The sequence below is a fragment of the Ferrimicrobium acidiphilum DSM 19497 genome (genome assembly GCF_000949255.1).
Lineage (GTDB): Bacteria > Actinomycetota > Acidimicrobiia > Acidimicrobiales > Acidimicrobiaceae > Ferrimicrobium > Ferrimicrobium acidiphilum.
The window spans coordinates 1-24,560 of sequence record NZ_JXUW01000029.1 but is presented as its reverse complement, the minus strand read 5'-3'; the positions used below and the strand labels follow the sequence as shown (position 1 = coordinate 24,560).

Below are 24,560 nucleotides of genomic sequence, written 5' to 3'. Positions count from 1 at the left end.
CAATCCTCATCCGCGGCGACTGTCCACACCCTGATCCAAAAGGGCAGCTGCCTGGACTGCCAACACATAACCGATCTCGCCAAAGCCAGAGATCGAACCACTCACGACTGCAGCCAACACCGACAACGTCCGAAAGTTCTCGCGGGCAGCCGGGTTTGAGATATGAAGCTCTATCGTCGGTACGTTCTTTGATGCAATCGCATCAGCGATAGCCCACGAGTAGTGTGTGAAGGCTCCGGCATTCAAAATCAGGGCAACAGTAGAGGAGTCGAGGCCATGTATCGCCTCTATGAGTTCGGCCTCGCTATTGGTCTGGAGGCTAGCAAGCTCGTATCCATGCTCGACGGCGGCCTCTCTCGCCAGCTGCGTCAAGTCGTCAAGGGTGCCCATACCGTAGATCTCCGGCTGGCGTTCACCAAGTAGGTTGAGGTTGGGTCCATGCACCAGCGCGATAGAGGGTCGCATGGCAACCTGCCCCTGTTGAGACTTATGCGCGCCCACCAACACCTCCCCTTCTCGGATACTCGTCAAGCACTTGCCGGATAAGCGCCTCATCTATGTGGTGGACAAGTTCAAGTCCGTTGGATCCATCCAAAACGAAGCTCATGCCTCCACGGTTCTTCTTATCCGCTCTCATGTAACCGAGTACCTCATCGACCGTCAGTTCACCCGGGAGTCTGAAGTCGAGCCCATAGCTTGCTAATACTCGGTGGTGTTGGTCAACACGAGCTTGATCGATCCGACCCAAGCGTTCAGCTAGACGAGCAGCAAAGACGAGACCAACAGCGACCGCCTCACCATGCGAGACGCTCCCCTCCATTCCCCTCCCGAGGTAGGCTCCCTCGATGCCATGACCAAGCGTATGGCCGTAGTTGAGCAGGCTACGACGACCCGCCTCACGCTCGTCACCTGCCACGTAGGACTCCTTCAGGCGTTGTGCTTTGACGATCTGGTCTACCAGCTTGAGTTCAGCAAATGGATCCGATGTGAGGAAACTGTACTTGGCCAACTCGCCAGCACCACTCAACCACTCACGCTTAGGAAGTGTCTCGAGAAGGGCAAGGTCACACAGCAGGCCCTTTGGCTGCCAAAAGGTACCGAACAGGTTCTTCCCGCCGATCAAGTTCACCGCCGTCTTTCCCCCAATGGCTGCATCTACCATGCCAAGCAGGGTCGTTGGTACGTTTAGGTACTCAATCCCTCGCATGTACGTGGAGGCGACAAATCCAACGAGATCGGTGACGACACCGCCACCGACGGCAATCAACCCAGTTTGGCGGTCTGCCCCCAGCCTAACGAGCCTCTCAGCCAAGCCCTCAGCGACTCGGGGACGCTTAGCAGACTCGCCCGATGGCAAGACAACCCAGCATGCATCGAACGGTACCTCAAAGCTCCCTGGGATTGCTGCTTGGGTAACTATAACCACCCGCGACCAACTGGACGGAATCAGCGTCTCAAGCTGGTCCCAAACGCCAGCCCCAACAACAACCGGAAATGCAGTATCACCGAGATCTAGCTCATAACGCAATACCGATCGACGGTCGACCTCCTCCGCCAAAAGGGCAGCGATAGATGCACGATTAGAGTGGTTCATGAGCTCAATCGTCAGCCTCGCCAGCCCCGAGTGACTCACTCTGGTCGGCGAAGACTGCAGACGGTGTGGCTGAGAGATGATTGCAAAACCCCTCCCAATTGCGAACGAACTCGGCCACAGAATCGCCCCCGAACTTACGAGTCGCCTCGTTCGCTAATACGAGCGCCACCATGGCCTCAGCGACTACACCCATCGCAGGGACTGCAACCACATCCGTACGCTCCTTGAAGGAGAGCGCCGGCTCCTTCGTAGCTGTATCGACAGTCTCGAGCACGGGACGATTCAAGGTAGCTAGTGGTTTCATCCATACCTCTGCTACCAGCGGAGCACCATTCGAGATCCCCCCCTCGATCCCACCAGACAACCATGTTGGGCGAGAGTACTGTCCACTCTCTGAGTCAAATTTAATCGCGTCATGGGCATCAGAACCACGGCGCCTTGCCACCTCAATCCCTGCACCGATGCTGACCGCCTTCACAGCCTGAATCGACATCAACGCCCCCGCTAGCTGACTATCGAGTTTTCGATCCCAGTGGACATGACTGCCTAAACCAACTGGAACTCCATGCCCAACAACCTCCACTGATCCGCCAAGGGAGTCGCCCACCTTCGCCGCAGACTTAATCTCAGCAATCATCAGCTGCTCGACTCGCTCATCAAGGCAACGGACCTCGGAGCTATCGATACGCTCCAGATCTCCAGGGGACGGAATACTCGTCCTCTCTGTCTTGACCTCACCTATCTGTACCACGTGCGACAAGATCTGGATTCCAATCTCGGCGACTAATGCCTTGGCGAGAGCCCCTGCAACGACTCTGGCCGCCGTCTCCCGGGCGGAAGCACGTTCAAGAACGTCCCTCGCGTCATCAAAGCCATACTTAAGCATTCCTGCGAGGTCAGCATGACCGGGGCGCGGTTTGGTAAGTTTCTTGGTTGGGAGACCTGGAGCTGGAGACATCTCCTCAGTCCACTTGCGTGCCCACTCCGAATTCTTGATCTCAACGGCTACCGGTGAACCAAGGGTACGACCATGGCGCACCCCAGAGAGCAGGACCAAATCGTCGGCCTCAAAGCGCATGCGCGGACCACGGCCGTATCCCAGCCTTCGACGGGCCAGCTCAGCCCCTAGTTGCTCGGTTGTGACACTGAGACCGGCGGGCAAACCCTCCACAATCACTACAAGTGATTGTCCATGGGATTCACCGGCCGTTAGGTACCTAAGCATGGCTAGAGATTAGCAGCCGCAGGTTCTCCGCTCAGACGAGTTCAGCCATTGGTAGTAGCAACCGATGAGGACGATCCGGATTGAGAGATCTTTGGCACGAATGGGTTCTTGACACTAAAGTACTGACTGGTCGGTACCGGCACTCCAGTGGAGGAGCGGCTCCCGATCGGCGCTGAAGCCTGGCCCGGAGTCGAAGGAGCCACCTTCGTCCCTGTGGCACTGGTGGTAGTGGTTGCACCAACTGGGGCTGGATGACTAGCAAGGACAAAGTAGCCAACAAGGCCAACGACGAGCACGACGAGCGCCAAAGCCACAAGGAGCAGCTGGCGTGAACGATGGCGAACCCGTCCACCCTCCTCCAACTCCGGCGGCTCGGACTCCTCAAGAAGCGAACGGATCTCCATACTGGTCATCTTGGCCTCTCCTAACTGCGGTAGTATACCGATCCGGTAAACGACAGGTTGATCTTCGGGTTTGCCCCGCCCCCTGAGAGTGCAGAGAGCTGCATCGTCTGCAGGTTAACCAACTCGGTGAGATGATCTAGACCATGCAGGAAGTGCATCAGACCAACAAAGGTCCCAGTGGCTTGAGCAGTAAACGAAATCGAACTTACCCCAGGAACAGCCCCCGAACCTCCTGTAGTCGTCGCCACCGAACCTGGCTGAGTCGGAGTGATCTGCAGCAGCGGCACTCCGGCCGCGCTGGCCACCACGTCTGCTTGGCTAATGAAGGTTGCAAGCGAGAACTTAGCCGGCAACGTCGACTGCAAAGCCTTGGACTCAACTGCTAACAATGACGCGTTGCGCTTATCGTGGACGAGCTGAGCGAGCTGTACCCGGTCGTTGGCGAGCTGGGTCTGGTCCAGGCCAATTTGGGCCTGCTTGGCGGCGATACGGTTGGAGAGCGACGCATAGACCCCAAAGTACCAACCAGCCCCGATGACGATCACGAGCACCCCAGCGAGTACTGCAATAATCCTGGAACGAGAGATTTTCATCACGACACTCCCAAATGGCTTAGGTAAGATGCACTACGATACTGTCCAAAGGTGTTGGAGATGACGGCCGAACCTTGATACGTCGTCATACCGGACTCCACCACCTCACTCGAGGGCACACCAACGCTGCACGAGGATGTGGAGCCAGAGCCCGCGGGCGTCAATGTAGATGTTGACACCCATAGATTGGCCAAGAAATCGAGTTTGGCCATCGAGTTGAGCCAATGAGCAGGGGCGAGCTGCGAACAGCCCTCAAGGCTGAAGGTGACACCGAGACCTGAAGATCCGGTTACCGAGCTAGTTGGAGCCTGGATGCTGAGACTCGTGAGCCACGAGTCAGACGGAGTGGCAGCGGCTATCTGAGTTAACAACTGTGGAAAGTCGACGGAGGACTTGAGCTGCGAGGTCAGCGTGGACCGTTCCGAGGCGACGCCCTGGGCGAGGGCACCATACTTGGCATAGTGCGACATCTGACCGCTTAGCACGTTCAGCTGCGTCCCGAGCGACACCTGCGCTGCGTCAACTTGGCGTAGCTGGTCATAGCGTTGAACGGTCACGAACGCTCCTGCAGCGACCAGGACCACTCCCATGACGCCAGCGAGCATGAGCTGACGACGGCGCAAGCGACGTGCTCGAACACGTGCGGGAAGGAGATTGACAAATTTGGCATCCTTGCTCTGAGTACGAGCACGCATCACCGCACCGGTGATCTCTACCCAGTTGCTCGAAGATTCCTCAACGAAAGAGTCAGCCTCGATTAGCCTTAGGAGCTGACGCGGTCCTGGTCGCTCGACTCTAAGCTGCAGCTTCTCACCGAGCTCTACTCCAAGTCGGTCGACTGCTGACGAACCACCAACCAGCACGAGGCGATCGATGTCGGTATATCCCCTTTGAATGGCAAAATAGTCAATCGAAGAGGCGACCTCTCGCACGATCGAGTGCACGCCCTCGGCGACGATGTCGTTCGCGGTCTCCAACCCAGTAACGTGTAGCATCTCAAGGCCTAGAGCGTTACCCGCCTCCGAACCTACGCTAGCTATTGCCCTCTTTAGACCCTCAGCAGCCTCGTAACCGACCTCAAGGCTGGTGGCAATCTCTCGCGTGATGAGCTCACCACCCAATTTGATCGAACGCACCAACTGTGGTTGATCACCAACCACCACCTCGATCGTGGTAGTGGTTGCACCGACTACCACCAAGTAGTAACCGTCGCCAGGCGTTCTCGAGAGTTCGCTTACAGCGCGAGCGGCGGCCAAAGGACCGACATCCACCCAGTCAACCCGAAGACCACTCCGCTCAGCAACGTCGATCGACTTGGAGATGATAGCCTTTGGTGCCCCCGCCATCACAACATTCGAGTTTGCAGATCTACCCTGAGCGGTAGTCTCGTAGTCAACCACGAGCTCATCGAGGGGCAACGGCAATACCTCGGTCATCGCGAAACCGAAGGTCATCTCAAGCTCGTTCTTGTCCGAACTTGGAACGTTTAGGCTTCGTACAACCAGATCCGGGTCTGTCACCACAAGACGGGTGGACTTCGTGTGCGTCCCAACATCTTTCAGGAGCCCACGGAGTGTCTCTACTATCTTCTCTTGATCTTGGTCAGCACCGTCCGGCAAGACGCGGTGCGCTAGCCAGAGCGGAGGACGCGAGCGACGACCGATCTCGATCTCGCACGCCTTCATGGAGAATGCTCCAATCTCCAAGAGTATGAGTTTTTCCATCCTTGAAACCTCGCTAAACTCCGTAAGGGCTATCGACGTAATCGGGTAAAAAGTTGACCATATTCCCCGCTATAAGTGATATATTCCAGCACCCAGGGCAGTGACTACGAATCCCAACGTAAGAAAAGGACCAAATGGCATCTGCGTACGCAAGCTAGACCGCTTCACAACCATCAGACTTACGCCAACGACTGACCCGGCGAAGAAGCTTGCGAGAATCGCCAACGCCACACTCCATATCCCTAGCGATGCTAACCCGAGGGTCAGTACCGCCGCTAACTTGGCATCACCCAAGCCCATACCACCACGTGAGACCAACCGGATCACGATAAAGAAGGCGAGTACGGCTATCGCCAGGCTGACGGTAGCGACAAATGATGTCCACCGGCCGGTCGATAACGCGTTCACTACCCCGAGAAGTAGCAATAGAATCGCCGAGGGATAGGTCAAACGATTTGGGATACGGAACGTCCTCTGGTCGATAAGAGCAGCTGTAAGGCCTATCAGGAGTGCGAGACCACAGCTGACTTTGTCGATACCGTCAACCGGATAGAGGGCGGCAACTACTCCTATGGCGCCGCCGGCCAACTCAATGAGTGGATAGCGCAGGGGGATCGAGGTCGAACAGTCCCTGCATCGACCACGGAGCCACAGGTAAGCAAATACTGGCACGTTGTCGCGTGCTCGAATAGGGTGAGAGCAAACCGGACACCTGGAACGATCTATCAACAACGGCATTCCAGCAGGAATCCGAAATGATAACGCCGTCACCGCCGATCCGCCAATCAACCCAAAGACAAGACCTACGACGACGAGATACATAACAAGAGGTTTCGGAGAGAACCGCTGAGGAGTTAAGTTATCGTCCTCTCCCCTCATTCAGGGCTTTAGCCATTCTCATTTTTATCACTCTCCACGTTGATTTTGCTTAAGTTTTCACACCTGCGACGCCGAAGCAAAGTGAGTGCCGGATAACCGGCATTGAGAACTTGAGAGCCAGCAAGGAGAAAAGGATGTCTCAGACCTATCGGAAATTGACAAGAAGTGATGACTCGGGATTCACACTCATCGAGTTGATGGTTGTGATCTTGATCATGGGCATTCTCGCCGCGATCGCGATCCCGACCTTTCTCGGAGCGCGAACCTCGGCCCAGAACAAGGCGGCAGAGACAGATCTGCGCAACCTCTTAACCTCGGAGTCGGTCGCATACACCAATGGGCAAAACTATGTGAATGCCACCGGTCTGGTCAAGCTAGACCCGGCCTATACCAAGGAGCTGACTTCGACTACTTCAGCTTCGGGAACGACCACACCCGCCGCCGTTACCGTTGCGGCGACTGCCAGCACGGCCACTACTCCTGCCTTTGTCTGCCTCTGGGAACAGTCATCGTCAGGTACCTACTTCGGGGTCGAGGACGTCGCTACCAGTACCAGCACGACCACTGCGGGAACCTACTACTTTGGCAACGGATCAACCAGCGCGCCTAGCTGCTCGGCAACACCGCTAAGCAACGGCTTCCATAGCTCAGCTACCGCCGCTGGCTGGTAATCGGGGCTTAGCTCGCTGAGACTGCAAGTAGCGTTAGATCAATTGGGCCGACCCCTCTCATTGTGAGGGGTCGGCCTCTAGCATGGGACCCATGACCGATCTACCCACCCAGTTCCTCCCCTGGGACGGCCTCTACAACCTTCGTGACCTCGGTGGCTACTCGACCACTGACGGACGCATCACTCGAAGCGGCATCCTCTTTCGTTCAGAGGCGTTCTTTCGGCTCTCCGCCGAATCAAGAGAAGACCTCTTTCAAAGCCTGCATCTCACTACGATCATCGACCTGCGATCTCAACAAGAGCGCCAAGACCAGGGGTTCGTTGAGACCAGCGACGGGCAACGCCTCCTTCACCTTCCACTGCTTGACGTCTCCTTGGGCTCCGATCTCGATCGAGCGCAGCCAGACTACCTAGCCAAGGTCTACCGCGCAATCCTGATCAGCCAGCCTCACTCGCTTCGCGAAGCGATATCAACCATTGTGAATCCAGACAACTGGCCTCTGCTTTTTCATTGTGCGGCTGGCAAGGACAGAACCGGGATCGTAGCGATGTTAACCCTCTCCTTGGCCCATGTATCCAACGACCTGATCGCAGCCGACTACGCGCTGACCGAACATGCGCTTCGCGGTGTCCTTGCCTCCAACGATCCAGAGCTCGACCCAGTCAGTTGGAGGGATCTACCCCAAAGTGTCATCGGCTCGACCCCGGCCACCGCGCTAGCGACTCTCGAATTTATCGATGAGAACTACGGATCGGTCGGCGACTATCTCGTCGAAATTGGCCTAGATAGAGGCGATCTCGAGCGGTTTAAGTACGCGTTTACCGCACCTGAGCGACCACGCTAGCGCTGACTCTAGATCTAGGTTGTCGACAGATTTGGGTTGTCGACCGCCTGCCACTCCTGCCTATAGTTGAAGGTCGGCCCATCGCCAATTCGAAGCAGATGAGAGTAGCCGTGGATCTTTGGTGATCAAAACGGCTTTACACCAGCCCCCCTGAAGACGAGCGCTGTAGCCTCGCCGTCACCAGGGTGCAAGGGAACTGGGTTCCGCACCATCAACACTTAAGCCAGGTCAGTCGCGGTGACGCTTCACTCTCGATCGACTACCTCGTCAAGCATCTTCTGCAATGTGCCCAAATCTTCGTCACCGAGGCGCTTACTCAGCATGCGGGTCAAAACTGCATCGTGGGTGACCACCGACTCATCGACCTTCATTCTGCCGGTCTCAGTGAGAACCGCAAAGGTGCCACGGCGATCGGTGGGGCAACTACGCCGAGATACCCACCCTTGGCCCACCAGAGAGTCGATCCGTCTCGAAAGTGCGCTTCGTGAAACTAACGCAAGCTCCGCGAGTTCGGAGAGGCGAAGCTCTCCTCCTTCGGCCGAATAGAGGTGCAACAAAACCTCAAAATCAGCAAAACTCAAGCCATGGCTCGCATTGAGCTCAAGATCGAGCTGCCACAGCAGGCGCGCATGCGCGCCTAACAGAGACCTAAAGGCGCCAAGCGTCGCCGTTTTTACCTTTGAACTAGCACATTCCTGCATATTTGGTTGCACCCGCAATTATTTCGTCTACACTTGACTTTAGTTTAACCGACCAATGAAAGGAAGAAGACATGGCAAGCACGTCAGCAAAAGATCTTGGAATAGAAGCAGGGGTTTGGAATCTCGACGCATCTCACTCGAGCGTAGAATTCACGGTTCGACACCTCATGGTTTCTAAGGTCCGCGGCCACTTCGAGAAGTTCACCGCCAACATCACCATCGACGAGGACGTCACCAAGAGTTCTGTGTCTGCATCCATCGAAGCGGCTTCGATCACAACCCGAGACGAGGCCCGGGACAACCACCTAAAGAGCGCTGACTTCTTCGAGTCCGACAAGTACCCGACGATTGACTTCGTATCTACGGCTATCCGCCCCAACGGCGACGACTGGAAGCTGGTCGGGAACCTAACGATCCGTGGGATTACCAAGCCTATCGAACTCGATCTCGAGTTCAACGGTACCCAGCCCGATCCCTACGGCGGTGTGCGCACAGGATTCAGCGCAACCGGAGAACTATCGCGCAAGGAGTTTGGCATCGAGTGGAATGCTGCAGTAGACGGCGGTGGAGTCGTTGTCGGAGATAAGGTCACCATCAATCTCGAGGTCGAACTGGTCAAGGCGTAACCAGCGACTGCTGCCGCCGGCCTGTTCTTGGTCCAGCTAAAGCTGGGTCAAACCGGTATTGCTTAGCCAACGCAGCACAATAGCTCCTGTTGGGGCTGGTGTTAAGCCGCTCTAATGGTGAGAATCGGTGCGCAACCAACGCAAAGCAAGGGGCCATTCCGTATTACGAGTACGGAATGGCCCCTCTTTGTGATGTGCGTTAAATCGGCGACGAAGACAATCCTCCACTCGATCGGTTTGTGGTCGAGCACCGCGGGAAAACCAGAACTACCAATTAGACACGCGTGCTCTGTCCTGCTGCCCTACTTCTTCGCTGGCTGGTAGTACGGATTGTTCCCTGCCGCGTGGTTGGTCACGTCGACTATGTCGACGATCTCAGGCACAGCCTCTTGAATTGCGGTCGCTATGCCCTGCGAAAGAGTCATCGCCGCCAATCCGCAACCCTGGCAACCCCCGCCCATAAGCACGTAAGCGCGGGCATCAACTACCCCCACCAGCTCTGCATAGCCACCATGTGCTGCGATGGCTGGGTTCACTTGCTCCTCCAGAATGGCGTTGACTCGTAAGGCGAGATCATTTGCAAGCGCCTCTGGCCCAAGGTCAGGCAGATCGGAGGCCTCAGGCGTCGGTGTATTTGGGTTGGTGATCGCGAGCTCTCCATCGCCACCAACCTCGAGTGTCGCACCGTTGAGTTGAGCAATCGAGGTCTTGGGAATTACTACATTCAACTCGCCAAAGTGAAGATGCAGATCATCGGGATCGGCTTGTGCAAGCTCCTGGAAATAGACGTCATACATGAAGGAGGCTCCATCGTTCCCAGCAACCTCGATCCAAAGCGCCAGCGCATCGGTCTGACCTTCGTCAGCCAACGCCTCAAGGACTACCTCTACCGCCACATCGGTTACACGAAAATCGCTCATAACTCTCATTCCTCACTTCGTTGAAGTGAACTCCTAACAACCAAGCGGCCTCCCTTTGGCATCGTTGTTGATGCCAAGACGAATAGCCACATCAGTTTGCCGCAAACGTCACCGTACGTAGTACCATTCTAGACACATGCAACATATCGTCCTCGTCGTGCCAGCTGAAAGCTATCGCGCAGATGCCTTTTTGCAGGCGGGAGCGCGAGCAGCCCAGCAACTCACCCTGCTAACCAATGCTCAACTGCCCCTCGGGGACCAGACGGTACATGTCAGCAGCATGATGCCGCCGGATGACGAGATCCAGCGGCTCATTGATTACCTCTTTGGTCTCGGCGCAACGTTGATCATCGGCGTTGACGAGGTCTCCACCCGGCTTGCGGCCAGCTTGAGCGATCAGCTCGGGCTTACTATCGGTAAAGCCGAGGCTGTCGAGCGCTCGGTCGACAAGGTGGCTTTACGAACCACGCTGATGAGGGCTGAACTCGGCCAACCGAAGTTCCTAGTCACAACGCTGCACGATCTCAATAACCTGAAGGCCACGGAGATTGATGCACTCGTCGCCAATTTTGGGGGGAGCTTCATTGTAAAGCCGACTCGCCAGACCGCTTCTCGCGGCGTCATTCGGGTGAATGCTGCCAACTTGATCGACGATATTGATCCACTTCGAGAGATCCAGGAACCATCTGCTCCCCTGCTGCTAGAGAGCTACGTTGAGGGTCCCGAGTTCGCTGTCGAGGGGATCCTGAACGGCGATCAACTCGAGGTTCTAATGATCTTTGCCAAGCCGGATATAGGTGAGGGACCCTACTTCTGGGAGTCGACCTATCTAGGGCCAGCCAAGGTCTCCGCCAAGGCACGACGAGAGCTTATCAATGCTGTCGAGCGTGGCGCTAGAGCCCTTGGTCTTACCAACACACCTGTTCATGCCGAACTGCGACTATCTGAGGGACGAGCGGTCATCCTTGAGATCGCTCCCCGCTCCATTGGCGGTCGTTGCTCAGCGGCGATCAAGTTCGGTGACGGTCAACGTCTGGAAGACCTTATCTTGGCCCGTGCCCTCGGGGACAGAGGCGAGATCAAGCAGAGAAACCGAGCAGTTGGGATCTATATGATTCCAACTCCCGCTAGGGGTATCCTTCGCGAAGTCAACGGCCTAGATCAGGCCCGTTCGGTCCCAGGGGTCACCGGAGTCGAGATAACCGTGAGCACGGGAACCATGGTATACCCACCACCGCTTACCGATCGCTACCTCGGGTTCATCTTCGCCGAAGCACCTGGTCAAGCTGGTACACTGCGTGCCTTGCAGCGTGCAAGCGCCCTTCTCACCATCGTGATCGAGGGTGGCTAGTAGACTGGCAGACATGTCTGCACTCTTTATCTCAACTTACGAACTCGGCCATCAGCCACAGCTTGCGGCTGAGCTCGCCGCCGAGCTCGGCGATGGATCCCTTCAGGTGCTCGACATGTCTAAGGTTCCTTTCAGTCAAGCGCTAGATGTCCTCAACCACGCTGACCAGGTGATACTAACGGCGCCGATGCTGACCGGTGCGTTGGTAGCCCGCGATCTACTCGCATCGCTTGAGCACGATGAGCGTGAGCGTCAACTCATAGTCGTCGGACTCTACGCCAACGTCCTTAAGGAGTCGCTCCGAACTCCGCCACCGGCAGTTTGGCTCGATCGCGCGAGCGCCACCGACATAGCTACTCTCCTACAGCCGGCTTCGGCCATCGGCCAACCGGGAACAAGAAGCGCCACCAGCCGCCGAGCCTATCGTGTGAATCGTTCGGCACTCATGCCACTTGAAAGCTACCGAAGCGTCAAAATCAATGCGGTCGATCACGTCACCGGCTACTTGGAGACCTCTATTGGTTGTCGTCACCGCTGCCTTCACTGCCCTGTTGCCGCCGTCTGGAACGGCAGAATCGCTATCAACGACGCTGAATCGGTGATCGCGGATGGTCTCGCACAGATCGAGGCCGGCGCCAGCCACCTCAGCTTTGGTGATCCTGACTTCCTAAATGCGCCCAAGCACTCGCTCAAGATAATCAAGACGCTAGCGGAGAAGGCACGCTGGGTGACCTTTGATATTACCACCAAAATCTCAGAGATTCTCCGACATCGAGACCTGATTCCAGAGTTGGCCGCTAGCCACGTTAACTTCATCATCTCAGCGGTCGAGAGCCTAAACGATGACGTCCTCTCTCATCTCGACAAGGGTCACGTCGCCGGCGACGTGACCCTTGCTCGTGACCTGCTCTACGCCAATGGCATCGGCATGCATCCGACATTTGTCCCATTCACTCCATGGAGTACGCTGCACGATCTCGTAGACATCGTCGAGTTCATCATCGACTCCGACGCAATCGAGGTGGTAGAACCGATCCAATACTCGATCGAACTCCTAACACCCACGAACTCTCTGCTCTCCATCAATGATCGCGACTTTGGGCCATATGATGCCGAGGTAATGGGCTACACCGTGAGTTACCGAGATGATCGGCTACCGGTGCTACGCGACCGCCTCTATCGAATCGCCTCCGATGCAGGTGATGAGAGCTTTGGCACGACTTTTGCCGACATCGCAGCTGCCGTCTACGAAGCCAATGGGTTGCCAGTTCCAGACTCTCGTTACCCCAGCGTCGTAGCCCCAAGTCCGGTCGTCATGAGCGAACCTTGGTTCTGTTGCGCGGCCCCGGCGAAATCCCACTAGCCAATGGCTAACGCCGACCTCCTGCTTGAGGGCCTAAGTAGCCAACAACGAGAGGCGGTGATCGCCAAAGCACCACTTCTAATAGTGGCGGCAGCAGGGTCTGGCAAGACTCGTGTTCTGACCCACCGAATCGCCTACCAGATCGCGACGCAAACCACTCGAGGCACCCAATCGGTTGCGATCAGCTTCACTCGCGCCGCCGCCTGGGAGGTCTCGCGCCGCCTATACCGACTGCTTGATGGCCCACCTCCACAGTGTGGAACCTTTCACTCACTCGCACTCGGACTCGTGCGCGAAGGCTCCGCCATGCTTGGTCGACCAGTTCCTCGTCTCATCGGCGACTCAAATGGTCTCCTTGGCGATCTCGGATTCAAACTCTCGGAGGCTCGCAGACGGGTAGTGTTCGCCGAGATCGAGCGTCTGCGAGCCCGTGGCCATGATCTGACCAGTCTTCAAGAGAACCCAGACCTAGTCTCGATACCAAACCCACACGAACTCATCTCGGTGTGCTCGACGCTGGAGCGCGCAAAATCACGACAGCGGCTGATGGACCTCACTGATGTTTTGAGGATCGCCACCGAGCTAGTTGCGCGCAACGACGGCGTCGGAGAGGCACTCCGGCTACAAGCCCGTTGGGTCTACATCGACGAGTTCCAGGATGTCAATCCGCTCCAGCTTCGACTGATCGAGCAATGGATGGGGACCGATCTCTCTGGGCTAACTGTGGTAGGCGATCCCAATCAGTCCATCTATGGATGGAATGGATCCGATCCGGCGCTGATGACCAGCCTCGCTACCCGGATTCCAACACTAACTAGAGTGGCTCTCTCCACCAACTATCGCAGCACTGCAGCACTAGTGGCGGCGGCCAACCCAGTAGCCGACCACCAACTGCTTGGGCGAGTCCAGGCTCATCGGCAAGGAGGTCAAGCCCCGGAACTTCTAGCCACCGACTCCGTGGCTGCCGAGGCTCAACTCGCAGCACGGCGGATAGCGGAGTTGCACTACCGCGGCGTTCCATACTCATCGATGGCAACGCTCGCCCGAACGATTCGTCAACTCGCGCCGATTGAGGAGGCGTTGCGTCGACTCGACATCCCCCATAGCATCCTCGGGCTTACTCCTTTGGCGTCCGCCCCTGAGGTGATCGCGCTGATGCGAACGGCAAAGACCGAACGCCTCCAGATCACCGAGATCTGCGACATGGTCGAGGAGGCGTTGAACTCCACATCGCCCGAGCGAGCAGCCAACCAACGGATACTGCTCGAGGTAGCTACAGAACTAAGAAGACAGGATCCGATCGCGGACTACCTCGCGCTCGAGGAGCTCCTTCGCGGTCTCCAGGTCAGAGGGGTTGACGCCGTCAGTGTTACTACCTTCCATCGCGCAAAGGGCCTCCAGTGGCACCACGTTCACCTCGTTGGTATCGGCGACAAAAGCTACCCGTCTCGCCGTGGACTCCCCGTCGATGCGCTTGCCGAAGAACGTCGGCTCTTGTACGTTGCGATGACTCGAGCGACGGACTCTCTGCTCATATCCTGGTCGAAGCCGAGCCTTGCTCCATCGTCTCTACTAGCACATCTTGGTCGAGGAGAAGAGAACGCCCCTACCCAGAGCATTCGCTCCCATGGTGCCCCATCGCTAGCCACCCGCCTGGATCGCTGGCGAGTGGCGGTTGCAAAAGAACGGAGGCTAGCCTCCTACCTCATCCTCTCCGATGCTGATCTTCGCAAGCTTGCTCGCATTCGCCCATCTGACAAGGAGTCACTGCTGGCCATGGTAACGACGCCATTGCTAGCCGAATCACCCGAGCTGGCCGACCGCTTGTTTGCCGAACTCGCTAGAGTCGGGTGATAGCAGCGCTAAAACTCTACGATGACCGGTGCATGATCGGATGGCTTTGGGGCAGCACGAGTGAGCCGATCAACCTGAAATGAACACATCTCGCCAGACAGTGACCGAGAGGCCAATACCAGGTCGATCCGCATGCCCATTCCGCGTCGAAAGGCTCCTTGGCGATAGTCCCACCAAGTGAAGTTCGAGTCAGTGTCCTCTGCACTAGCTCCACAGTCGACCAGACCCAGGTCAAGCAGCCTCTGCAACGCCAAACGCTCGGGCTCACTCACGTGCGTTGCCCCTTCGAGGGCGGCTCGATCATAGACATCGTCGTCGGTCGGCGCAATATTAAAGTCTCCCGCAACCAGCAGCGGTCGACGCTGAATCTCATCACTCAAGCGCGCTCGGAGCGCCTCGAGCCACTCAAGCTTGTAGCTGTAGTGAGGGTCCCCGAGAGCACGGCCATTTGGGACGTAGACCGAGAATACCCGGATTCCATCGATATCTGCCGCGATACAACGTGCCTCCTCAGAGTCGTCGACCACTCCGAGGATAAGGTTGTCGAGCGGTTGCCGAGCCGCGATAGCGACCCCGTTCCAACTCGAAACCCCCCAATGGGCAACATGGTAACCGTTCTCTTCGAAGAGCTCTTCGGGAAAGTCGGCATCTTTAACCTTGGTCTCTTGAAGACAGAGTACGTCAGGTTGGTGTTCATTGAGCCAGAGAGCAACTAGGTCCCGTCTTGCGCGCAGCGAGTTGACATTCCAGGTCGCGAACCGCATCCTAGGAACCAGCTGGCGCAATGATAAAGAACAGGCTGATGTCGGCGCATAGATCCCCACCGACGGTTGCACGTCCCTGACCTTTGCCGGCGCGGGCAGAGAGACTCGTCATCTCGATGCTGAGCTCGAGTACGTCCCCTGGTCGAACTACGCGTCGAAAGCGAGCACGGTCGATACCGCCAAAGAGCGGGAGAGACCCGGCGTAGCGCTCATCGCTCAAAACGACGGCTGCCCCCATCTGGGCGATCGCCTCAACCTGATAGACGCCAGGCAAGATCGGGTTGTCCGGAAAATGGCCGGCGAGAATCGCGAGATCGTGTGGCACCGCGTAACTGCCACGACCCGATACTCCAGGTTGAAGTTCGGTAATCGTATCTACTAGCAAAAAGGGGGGACGGTGTGGAATGAACTCCCGTGGATCGTGCGTTGTCATCGTCGCCTATACTCCTCCCGACTTAGGTCCGATCACTCTCTGCAATCTCAGTCATCTCTGCCCCGATCGCAGGCTCACGACATCCACTGCTGTCGGCAGCTTAATCTAGCAGCGGTCGGCGTCAGAACCGCCGAGGTAATCGTCCACCATCTCCTAGGAGACAGCCACCATGACCGACTCTCGGAATCATCTCCGCACCAAAGCATGGGCGCACCAAAGCATGGGCGCACTTGATCGAACGGAAGCGCAAACCCCGTCTGTAAGGGCGAGGAGGATGTCGCTACCAAGTACCCACCTAGTCAGGCGTTAACGCCACGACCGGCAGTAGTTAGCTCACGAGTTGGATGTGTTCTCGCACCACCGCGACTAACTCATCATCAATCGTAGCAATACCGTGGGCCACTGCAACATGATCGGCGATGAGTGCCATCAGATCGGCCTCGTCGCTCACCTGCATCGTCCAGGTACAACCAGTCACAACATCTCCACATGCAAATCGCTTCATCGTGCCACACTCTCCACTCTCTAACTGTAACCACTTATTTTGGCACCTATTGGCGCTACCACCTCTCGGTAAATCAAGCTTTCGGTTCAACGGAGGTCTCACTTGACTCTTTTTAAACCTTTATCGACCTCAAATCCGTTTCAACCAGATCCAAGCTAGCGACTGGCTACATAGAATCCCAGCAGCTACCCATAGGCTTATCAGCAGTTATGACCACCATAAATGGCACAGATATCGACATCCAAGGCCGGCCGCACTGGCCCCAGATCGTGCTTACCGGCTTTATGGGAGCAGGTAAGAGTACGCTTGGCGCTCTGCTGGCAAGGCACCTCGGCGTACCTTTCTACGACAGCGATAGCCTGATCGAGGCTGCCACCGGTCGGCGGATAGCTGACCTATTTGCCCACGAGGGCGAGGCGAGATTTCGCGATCTAGAACACCAAGCGATCGCCTCAGTCGCAAGTCAACCGTGCACGGTGCTCGCGCTCGGAGGTGGTTCGCTGATGCACCCAGGTACGCGACTGCTACTGTGTTCGACCTACATGATCTACCTAGAGATCACAGCGGAGACGGCAAGAGCACGCATAGCCAACCCGAGCGATAGGCCTCTTGCTCGATCGGCGCAACTCGACGAGCTGCTAGCCCTCAGGGAGCCAATCTACCGATCCACCGCCTCATTGATCCTCGAGGCACACGACGAACTCCCGACCGTAACCCTGGCAAGGGTACTTGCTGAACTCCCCGCCAGCTTCGATCAGTCCTGAAATCAACTAGTTAACAGAGTAAGGGCGTCAGCTATCCTTGATGGAGCAGGCGTTGCCAACTCCGTCGACAAGACCAACTCCCTCGACAATGGAGCCACCGTCGGCAAAGACGTCGGCAAGAAAGTTGATGATCCTCTCCATGCGAATGATCCCGACTGGCTCCCGGTTCTCGTTTACACAGACAATGGGATCAAAGCGCGTCTCGATTGGACGGTTGATAGCTCGGACTGCTACCTCCCGTATCCCCTCCTCCGGGTGTGCCACCATGCTCATAGCAAGCACACGCACCCCACTGCTGTCAGGCAAGAGGACGCGTCTGATATCGCGATTTGGGCTGACCACACAGATTGCGGTATTCGCCATCGCGGCGTCGGCAACCAATGCATCAGCGGGCGTCTCCCCGGATCTGATGGCGACATCGGGCGTGCTTTCGTCCGATGTTGGCTGGGAGGTCTCGGTCTCAATCAGCACCGGATCCATCAAAATGGTCAAGCAGTCAAGTCGAATCTGCCTCGACTCCCCGTAGGAGCGCAACCACTCGGCTAGATCGGCTCGCAACGGTTCTGGTTGAAGTGTTGGACGGCCGATCACCCACCCCTGCACCAGTGGAACACCGATCTGGACGACTCGTGCCAACTCAGCTTGAGTCTCCACTCCCTCTGCAAGCAGCCATCCGTTCAGCCGTCCGACAAAATCTCCGAAGGATGCACATATGAGCGCCTTCACCTCATCGGTATCGATACCGCTTACCAGCTCACGATCCAGCTTCACGATATCTGGACGGACTTGGGTAATCATCTGAAGTCCGGCGTAGCCTGATCCCGCATCGTCCATGGCTATGAGGGCACCACGCGCCCGCAACCAGGTCAAGGAGTCGCGAAGCGCATCTATGTCGACGATGCGTACGTGCTCGGTGAGCTCCACCACCACTCCGCTCAGATCCCGATCAAATACGGATCGCAATATCGGCTGACCGAGTAGATGGGGACTGACGTTCACGGTGACAAAGCAATCACGAGGAACTCGACGTCTCTCCTTAAAGGCCCTAGCCAAGATCAGCGCCTCCAGCTCGGCTCCGAGTCCGATGGCATCAGCCTCTAGAAAGATCTGATCTGGACCAATGTTTGTGGGAAGATCAAACCGAGTCAACATCTCGTAACCAACCACCCTGGGACCAAAGACGTTCGCAATCGACTGGAAGCGCATCGAAAAAGAGCGCTCGCCGGTCAAAATTTCACGGACGTATTCCCGCATTTTGAGTACATCCTGTCGCGTGTCTTCGATGTTCCTGACTGTGTCCAATCCATCGATCACGCCAAAACGCGGTCTTCCTTTACCCATCCTTAGAGCTTCGACGTACGCGAGGAAATACTTGACCCGAACGCCGATAGAGCCGCCTTTAAGTTGAGGATATGCCTGCCGCCACCGATGACCGATGACAGCAGCGTCGCTACGAAACTTCAGAGGCTCCCGAACCCCACCGATCCAGACTTCGCTCGAGTTTTCATCGACCAGGAAAGATGACTAGACTAACAAGGCGTGGCAGATACCTTTGAAACCGACTTTGGACCGAACGATTGGCTTGTCGAAGAGATGCTCGACAACTATCGAGATAACCCCGACTCTGTCCCATCCAGCTGGCAACAGTACTTCAAGAGTCGCAACATCGAACCACGATTCGCCAATAGCACGGTGACCGATGCCGTAGCCACCGAGGGATACTCCGCCAAGGATCCGTTAGCCCGGTCTGATGGATCGACGATGCCGACCAACCACGCTAGCGACGTGCCTCCGGCCCAACCGCCGACATCGACCCAGTCCTTCAGGGCTTCCACTCCTCAGCCCGCAAACTCTGCCAGTAGTGCCGAGGGGCAACCTCAGCCGCCAGTTGCCACCGGTGCGACAGCAGAAGCCTCCGCTCAAGCTCAACCGGCATCTGCGCCAGCGACCCCAGCCCCGGCCGAACCCAAAGCCAAGACGCTCCCCCCAGCCGAGGCCAACGACACCACGCTAAGTCCACTACGTGGGGCTGCACTCGCGCTCGCCCGCAACATGGATCAATCGCTTCTATTGCCGACCGCCACCAGCGTTCGTGCCGTTCCTGCAAAGGCACTCGAGATCAACCGATCCATCATAAATAATCAACTCAGCCGCGAGGGGCGCCCCAAGATCAGCTTTGGCCACCTCATCACCTGGGCGATCATCAAATCACTCAGCAAGCATCCGCGTATGAACGCCAGTTTCGTCCCTGCTCACGACGGATCAGCTGCATCGCTTCGCACTTACGAACACGTCAGCCTTGGAGTAGCAGTTGATATCGTGAGGCGTGACGGACAACGGACACTCATGGTTCCAGTTCTAAAAGATATCGACACTAAGACATTCGCCGAGTTCATAGCGGCCTACGACCAGTTGATCGCCAAGGTCCGTGAGAATAGGGCTACTGTCGACGACTTCCAAGGCGCCTCAGTCAGCGTTACCAACCCAGGAACAATAGGAACCGAACACTCGATTCCACGTCTAATGAACGGCCAGGGCGCGATCATCGGTGTTGGGGCTATCGGATACCCGGCAGAGTTTGGTGCCGCTGACCCTCGAACGCTAGGCGAACTCGGTATCTCGAAGACTGTCACGCTGACCTCCACCTACGACCACCGCATTATTCAAGGTGCGGAATCTGGCCAGTTCCTCGCCGACGCTGCTGCTCTCTTGGAGGGCAAGGAGAACTTCTATCAGGAGATCTTTGATTCGCTTGGTGTAGCCTACCCGCCGGCCATATGGTCTCCAGATCGTGGCTCCTTTGGTGGTGAGGCCTCTGAGCGTGCTGTTAAGCAGATCCATGTCCAAACGCTTATCAACAACTATCGGGTACGTGGTCACCTCTTGGCGCGCCTGGATCCGCTCAACCTCATCAAGCCAACGATGAGTCCGGAACTAGATCCAGAGACCTACGGTCTCACCCTGTGGGATCTAAGCCGAGTGTTTTTGACCGACGGCCTAGCTGACAGCACCGAGCTGACTCTGGCCGAAATTCTACAGCTTCTTCGCGACAGTTATTGTGGATCACTTGGATACGAGTACATGCACATCCAGAATCCCGAGGAGAAGCACTGGATACAGAATCGTGTCGAGGGTATCCACGTTGGTGCGAGCAAGGAAGACCAGCTTCGTATGCTTACCACGCTCAACGACGCTGAAGCCTTCGAGAAGTTCCTCTCGACTCGTTACATCGGACAAAAGCGCTTCGGTCTCGAAGGCGCCGAAAGCGCCATTGTTTTCCTTACTGAGGTCCTGAACGAAGGGGTGCGTGGATCGGTCACCTCTGCGGTGCTCGGCATGGCTCACCGAGGGCGGCTAAACGTCCTAGCCAACATAGTTGGAAAATCGTACCGCATGATCTTCGAGGAGTTCGAGGGCAACCTCGACCCTTCATCGGTACAGGGTTCTGGTGACGTGAAGTACCACAAGGGCTTTGAAGGAACCTATTACACCCCTGATGGGACCGCTGTTCCTATCACGCTAGCCTCAAACCCCTCCCACCTTGAGGCAGTGGACGGCGTGGTCGAGGGCATGGTCAGGGCCACCCAAGACCTGAGAGGCAACCTGTTTGAGTTCGCCGTGCTCGGTATCTTGGTGCACGGTGATGCCTCCTTCGCCGGTCAAGGCGTGGTAGCCGAGACGCTCAACCTCTCCCAGCTGCCCGGCTATCGTACCGGGGGCACGATTCACCTGGTCATCAACAACCAGGTAGGTTTTACAACCAACCCAAACGAAGCTCGCTCGTCGGTCTATGCCAGTGATATCGCCAAGATGATTCAGGCTCCGATAATCCATGTCAACGGAGATGATCCGGAAGCCGTGCTAAGAGCAGCCCAGATCGCAATGGACTATCGTGAAGCCTTCCACAAGGACATCGTCGTAGATATGATCTGTTATCGTCGGCATGGACACAATGAGGGGGATGAGCCAAGCTACACGCAGCCGGTGATGTATCGGGTCATCGACTCGCTACCTTCGGTACGCAAGCTCTACCTAGAACGCCTAGTGCGCTCGAAAGCGATCACCGAAGAAGAGGGCGAGCAGGCTCTCGATGCCTATTTAGCGCGGCTACAACAGGCATTGGTCGAGACCAGAGAGGCTGCGCCACCTAAACCAACAGACCTACCGGCGCCTCCGCCACAAAATGTACAGGTGCAAAGCGTACCGACTGCCGTGACCCGGGAACGGCTTGACTATACCGTCGAGGTGCTCAACAGGACCCCCGAAGGCTTCACCTTACACCCCAAGCTCGCCAGACAGTTCCAAAGCCGGGCGGAGCTCTACGCCGATGGCGAGGTCGATTGGGCCCTAGGCGAGGCCTTCGCTTTTGCGACCATCATGCTCGACGGGCATGACGTACGCCTCTCTGGGCAAGACAGCAGACGCGGCACGTTCTCACATCGTCACGCCGCCCTCTACGACTATCAGACTGGCGCCACCTATCAACCACTCGCATCCATCCGCGATGACGAGGGTGCGCCCAGCTCCGGGACGGCCGGTCGCTTCATGATCTACGACTCCTCGCTCTCTGAATACGCAGCGATGGCCTTCGAGTACGGCTATTCGCTGATCCATAAGCAGGCACTCACCATCTGGGAGGCACAGTTCGGTGACTTTGCCAACGGTGCACAGATCGTCATCGATCAATTTATAGCAGCAGCTCACGATAAGTGGAAGCAGGAGTCAGGGCTAACGCTGATGCTTCCTCATGGTTACGAGGGGCAGGGCCCAGAGCACTCATCGGCCAGGCTTGAACGATTTCTCTCGCTAGCCGCGGGCCCAAATATGACGATTGCAAATCCAACCACCTCGGCTCAGCTGTTTCATCTGCTGAGAGCCCAGGTAGCACGGCAAGCGCAGCGGCCTTTGATCATCCTCACGCCGAAGTCACTGCTTCGTGCCAAGCAGTCGAGGAGCCCAGTCGAGGAGTTCACCGAAGGCAGCTTCCGCCCGCTCCTAGACGACCCAGCTTGGGCCCCGAACAAATCCGGTCGGTTTGACGTTAGGCGCATCGTCCTATGTTCAGGCAAGATCGGATATGAGGCGCTCGCACAACGGGATCGAACGACCACGGTGCCGACTGCGGTTGTTCGCGTGGAACAGCTCTATCCATGGCCAGAGCGCGAGATAGCCGAACTAATCGAGAGCTATCCTTCAGCGACCGAGCTCGTCTGGCTCCAAGAGGAGCCTGAGAACATGGGAGCCTGGCCTTTCGCCCATGCACGCCTGCATCGGGCCGGGGAACATCGGCTTCGGTTGGTGCACGTCTCCCGTGTCGCCACCGGATCTCCTGCGACTGGATCGGCCGCCATGCACGCGCTCGAACAAGGTGACATTCTAGAACGCGCCGTTTCAAAGCCACTGAGCTAATGGCGGGCCAAACAGCAAACAGCTACAAAGGTGTTGTGGGGGTCGGTTCAATTCCTTTCGATGAGATCTTTAAGTGGGGACTACAAGAAGACGTGCGCCGAATGATCATTGGAGAGTTGGCCGATCCCGAGAGCATGTTGACATTCATCAACGCGCTTCAAACAGGGCAATCTGGTGCATTGGCAACCTTGCACGCCCAAAGTGTGGCCGATACCGTCACTCGCGTGGCACAGTTGCTCTCCTCTTACTACGACCGCAGTGTTGCCTGGGAGTACCTGGGGCAGAACTTGCGCTTTATCGTCCATTGCCAGGTGGTTAGGAGCTCAACCCAAGAACGTCGGTTTGTAACGGGGCTACATAACAGCTACCGTCAATTTAAGCACTCTTGACTGAACTTTACCATAATGTCTATACGACAAGGTTACTTCCCATTGGAGTAGCAGCACAGGAACTCTAAGTTCACCCCATGACGCTACGGAGATGGGAAACAGAGGGACGTATTGATCCTCCTGTGCGCACTCTAAGGAGGTAGAAGGCGTTATGACCTCTCAAAACTGCGCGCTATTGCACCTCATAAGACTCCATCTACCAGGACCACCATTGCTTATGCTCGTGTGTCAACCAACGGACAGAAGGACGACTTGGTTCGCCAGGTAGCTTTGTTAGAGAGTTATTGCGCTGCGAACGGATGGACCTACGAGGTCATCTCTGATCTAGGGTCAGGACTCAACCATCACAAACGAGAACTAAAGCCGCTCGTATCTCGGATCCGTTCTGGCGAGGTTGGGCGACTGGTGCTCAGCCATAAGGACAGACTGCTTCGTGTTGGATCGTAACTGGTGTTCTCCCCTTGTGAGCACTTCGGCGTTGAGGTAATCGTTATCAACGCTAGCGAAGACTCAACCTTTGAAGAGTGCGCATTCCTGCGAAATCTGCCACCTGTTCTCGCTGAAGTTTGCCACCCCCTAGAGGACGCGAGACGGACTGTTTGAAGTGTATATCTGATGGGTCGAGAATTGGCTCCTTTTCGATTGATTTATGTGCACCCCAAAGGTCGGAATTCTACTCCATCTTGGATGGTTGTATCCTCAGTTGAGAAAATCGTTGGGCCGACTAGCGAGACACTGCGCACCATCTCTGCTCTGACCGATGACAACGATCAGTTCGTCGTTGTCGCGACGTAGCTTGACCATCCACGACCGCTCCTCGCTTCGATTTCTTGTACTAGCGGAACCAAAGTGCACCTCTGCTGTGACCGGTCCTCTCTTTCGTCGTCGATGAGCAGCCATACGACAAGCGGCCGAGCAGTACCGTGCTGGTCTTCCTCTCGGTTGTTGGTCCAGTATCTGGGTGCATCCCGGCCCCTCGCAGATCCTTGACAACGATGGTTTCGTAACGTTACGTAATGGCTCCTGGGTTTGTTCTGGGCTGCTCACACTCATGACTTCTTTGTCCTCATGGAGGCCCCGTTCATCTGGATAACGTGAGCGTTACACAGGAGACGATCGAGGACTGCATCAGAGAGCGTCGGATCCCCAAGTGCCTCATGCCAGGAGTCAACGGGAAGCTGTGAGGTGACGATGGTCGACTTGCGTTCAGATCGATCCTCCAATACTTCCAATAGGTCCGAGGGTTCGCTCCCTGTGAGTGGTGTGAGTCCGAAATCGTCTATGACTAGTATCTCAGCACGTGAAAGGCTCCCGAGTACCTTCAGATACCTTCCATCACCTCTGGCGATGGCTAGATCCGCAAAGAGAGCTGGTGCCCTCCGGTACAGTGCACTATGGCCAGATCGAATCCCAGCGTAGGCAAGTGCACACCCAAGGTAACTCTTACCTATTCCAGTTGGACCGGTGACCAGAATGTTCTGGTGTGCATCTACCCAGTGAGATGAGCTAAAGCCCATGATCATCGAACGCTCCAGTCCTCTCGGGGT

At 56.6% G+C, this 24,560-nt stretch carries 24 protein-coding genes; 10 read left to right on the top strand and 14 right to left on the bottom strand.

The genetic code is table 11. The features are described from left to right. Window positions 1-6 precede the first annotated feature (6 nt). From FEAC_RS11690 to FEAC_RS11660, 7 genes are all read right to left on the bottom strand, one after another. A complete protein-coding gene (locus tag FEAC_RS11690) occupies window positions 7-501 on the bottom strand; it encodes a type II 3-dehydroquinate dehydratase (RefSeq protein WP_236684652.1) in 495 nt (164 codons plus the stop codon). Beyond that, window positions 488-1,594 (bottom strand): 3-dehydroquinate synthase, encoded by a 1,107-nt coding sequence (locus tag FEAC_RS11685; RefSeq protein ID WP_052566316.1) that lies wholly within the window; start codon window positions 1,592-1,594, stop codon window positions 488-490. Before FEAC_RS11685 ends, FEAC_RS11690 begins: the two co-directional genes overlap by 14 nt. Before the next feature lie 4 nt (window positions 1,595-1,598). Next, complete coding sequence (gene aroC, locus FEAC_RS11680; RefSeq protein WP_052566315.1) at window positions 1,599-2,819, bottom strand: chorismate synthase; 1,221 nt, start codon at window positions 2,817-2,819, stop codon at window positions 1,599-1,601. 41 nt (window positions 2,820-2,860) lie between these two features. Next, a complete protein-coding gene (locus FEAC_RS11675) occupies window positions 2,861-3,232 on the bottom strand; it encodes a hypothetical protein (protein ID WP_035390384.1) in 372 nt (123 codons plus the stop codon). Window positions 3,233-3,243: 11 nt separating this feature from the next. Continuing rightward, window positions 3,244-3,816: a hypothetical protein gene (locus tag FEAC_RS11670; protein WP_035390383.1), complete on the bottom strand. Its 573-nt coding sequence runs from the start codon at window positions 3,814-3,816 to the stop codon at window positions 3,244-3,246. Continuing rightward, window positions 3,816-5,540 (bottom strand): pilus assembly protein PilM, encoded by a 1,725-nt coding sequence (pilM, locus tag FEAC_RS11665; RefSeq protein ID WP_035390382.1) that lies wholly within the window; start codon window positions 5,538-5,540, stop codon window positions 3,816-3,818. Before pilM ends, FEAC_RS11670 begins: the two co-directional genes overlap by 1 nt. A 69-nt stretch (window positions 5,541-5,609) precedes the next feature. After that, on the bottom strand, window positions 5,610-6,419 hold the full coding sequence (locus FEAC_RS11660; RefSeq protein ID WP_035390381.1) for a prepilin peptidase: 810 nt from the start codon (window positions 6,417-6,419) through the stop codon (window positions 5,610-5,612). A 134-nt stretch (window positions 6,420-6,553) separates the two neighbouring features. On the opposite strand from FEAC_RS11660, the gene FEAC_RS14850 reads away from it, so the two are divergent. Beyond that, window positions 6,554-7,090, top strand: a complete 537-nt coding sequence (locus tag FEAC_RS14850) for a type IV pilin protein (protein ID WP_081901168.1) — start codon at window positions 6,554-6,556, stop codon at window positions 7,088-7,090. 91 nt (window positions 7,091-7,181) lie between these two features. Beyond that, on the top strand, window positions 7,182-7,934 hold the full coding sequence (locus FEAC_RS11650) for a tyrosine-protein phosphatase (RefSeq protein WP_160290393.1): 753 nt from the start codon (window positions 7,182-7,184) through the stop codon (window positions 7,932-7,934). A gap of 245 nt (window positions 7,935-8,179) precedes the next feature. Here the strand turns inward: FEAC_RS11650 and FEAC_RS11645 are convergent, their stop codons facing one another. Then, a complete protein-coding gene (locus FEAC_RS11645; protein WP_052566313.1) occupies window positions 8,180-8,635 on the bottom strand; it encodes a MarR family winged helix-turn-helix transcriptional regulator in 456 nt (151 codons plus the stop codon). A 71-nt stretch (window positions 8,636-8,706) separates the two neighbouring features. On the opposite strand from FEAC_RS11645, the gene FEAC_RS11640 reads away from it, so the two are divergent. Then, complete coding sequence (locus tag FEAC_RS11640) at window positions 8,707-9,261, top strand: YceI family protein (protein WP_035390380.1); 555 nt, start codon at window positions 8,707-8,709, stop codon at window positions 9,259-9,261. A gap of 302 nt (window positions 9,262-9,563) precedes the next feature. Here FEAC_RS11640 and FEAC_RS11635 read toward each other — a convergent pair whose 3' ends face one another. Continuing rightward, entirely contained in the window at window positions 9,564-10,181 is a 618-nt protein-coding gene (locus FEAC_RS11635) for a NifU family protein (RefSeq protein WP_052566312.1), read from the bottom strand. 136 nt (window positions 10,182-10,317) lie between these two features. On the opposite strand from FEAC_RS11635, the gene FEAC_RS11630 reads away from it, so the two are divergent. Genes FEAC_RS11630 through FEAC_RS11620 form a run of 3 tightly spaced genes read left to right on the top strand, consistent with a single transcriptional unit; the run spans window position 10,318 to window position 14,749 of the window. Further along, entirely contained in the window at window positions 10,318-11,532 is a 1,215-nt protein-coding gene (locus tag FEAC_RS11630) for an ATP-grasp domain-containing protein (protein ID WP_052566311.1), read from the top strand. Next, window positions 11,525-12,895 (top strand): radical SAM protein, encoded by a 1,371-nt coding sequence (locus tag FEAC_RS11625; RefSeq protein ID WP_152623224.1) that lies wholly within the window; start codon window positions 11,525-11,527, stop codon window positions 12,893-12,895. The genes FEAC_RS11630 and FEAC_RS11625 overlap by 8 nt, the downstream gene beginning before the upstream one ends. A 3-nt stretch (window positions 12,896-12,898) precedes the next feature. Continuing rightward, window positions 12,899-14,749 (top strand): ATP-dependent helicase, encoded by a 1,851-nt coding sequence (locus FEAC_RS11620; protein ID WP_035390378.1) that lies wholly within the window; start codon window positions 12,899-12,901, stop codon window positions 14,747-14,749. 8 nt (window positions 14,750-14,757) lie between these two features. On the opposite strand, the gene FEAC_RS11615 is transcribed toward FEAC_RS11620, so the two are convergent. The 3 genes from FEAC_RS11615 to FEAC_RS14845 form a co-directional block, all read right to left on the bottom strand. Continuing rightward, entirely contained in the window at window positions 14,758-15,513 is a 756-nt protein-coding gene (locus FEAC_RS11615; protein WP_035390377.1) for an exodeoxyribonuclease III, read from the bottom strand. 1 nt (window position 15,514) lies between these two features. Further along, window positions 15,515-15,946 (bottom strand): 3-hydroxyacyl-ACP dehydratase FabZ, encoded by a 432-nt coding sequence (gene fabZ, locus FEAC_RS11610; RefSeq protein WP_035390376.1) that lies wholly within the window; start codon window positions 15,944-15,946, stop codon window positions 15,515-15,517. A 328-nt stretch (window positions 15,947-16,274) separates the two neighbouring features. Beyond that, window positions 16,275-16,451, bottom strand: coding sequence for a DUF1059 domain-containing protein (locus FEAC_RS14845; RefSeq protein WP_081901166.1), 177 nt, complete (start codon window positions 16,449-16,451; stop codon window positions 16,275-16,277). 209 nt (window positions 16,452-16,660) lie between these two features. Here FEAC_RS14845 and FEAC_RS11605 point away from each other — a divergent pair, with 209 nt between their 5' ends. Beyond that, window positions 16,661-17,215: a shikimate kinase gene (locus tag FEAC_RS11605; RefSeq protein ID WP_052566309.1), complete on the top strand. Its 555-nt coding sequence runs from the start codon at window positions 16,661-16,663 to the stop codon at window positions 17,213-17,215. A 27-nt stretch (window positions 17,216-17,242) separates the two neighbouring features. Here FEAC_RS11605 and FEAC_RS11600 read toward each other — a convergent pair whose 3' ends face one another. Next, on the bottom strand, window positions 17,243-18,556 hold the full coding sequence (locus tag FEAC_RS11600) for an EAL domain-containing protein (RefSeq protein ID WP_081901165.1): 1,314 nt from the start codon (window positions 18,554-18,556) through the stop codon (window positions 17,243-17,245). 198 nt (window positions 18,557-18,754) lie between these two features. On the opposite strand from FEAC_RS11600, the gene FEAC_RS11595 reads away from it, so the two are divergent. From FEAC_RS11595 to FEAC_RS11585, 3 genes are all read left to right on the top strand, one after another. Continuing rightward, entirely contained in the window at window positions 18,755-22,624 is a 3,870-nt protein-coding gene (locus FEAC_RS11595) for a multifunctional oxoglutarate decarboxylase/oxoglutarate dehydrogenase thiamine pyrophosphate-binding subunit/dihydrolipoyllysine-residue succinyltransferase subunit (RefSeq protein WP_035390375.1), read from the top strand. A 35-nt stretch (window positions 22,625-22,659) separates the two neighbouring features. Beyond that, window positions 22,660-23,013: an ATPase, T2SS/T4P/T4SS family gene (locus FEAC_RS11590; RefSeq protein ID WP_160290392.1), complete on the top strand. Its 354-nt coding sequence runs from the start codon at window positions 22,660-22,662 to the stop codon at window positions 23,011-23,013. A 165-nt stretch (window positions 23,014-23,178) separates the two neighbouring features. Then, a complete protein-coding gene (locus tag FEAC_RS11585; protein WP_081901164.1) occupies window positions 23,179-23,460 on the top strand; it encodes a recombinase family protein in 282 nt (93 codons plus the stop codon). A 602-nt stretch (window positions 23,461-24,062) separates the two neighbouring features. Here the strand turns inward: FEAC_RS11585 and FEAC_RS11575 are convergent. Then, window positions 24,063-24,560 (bottom strand): ATP-binding protein (locus tag FEAC_RS11575; protein WP_052566305.1); only part of this gene is annotated, 498 nt, incomplete at its 5' end.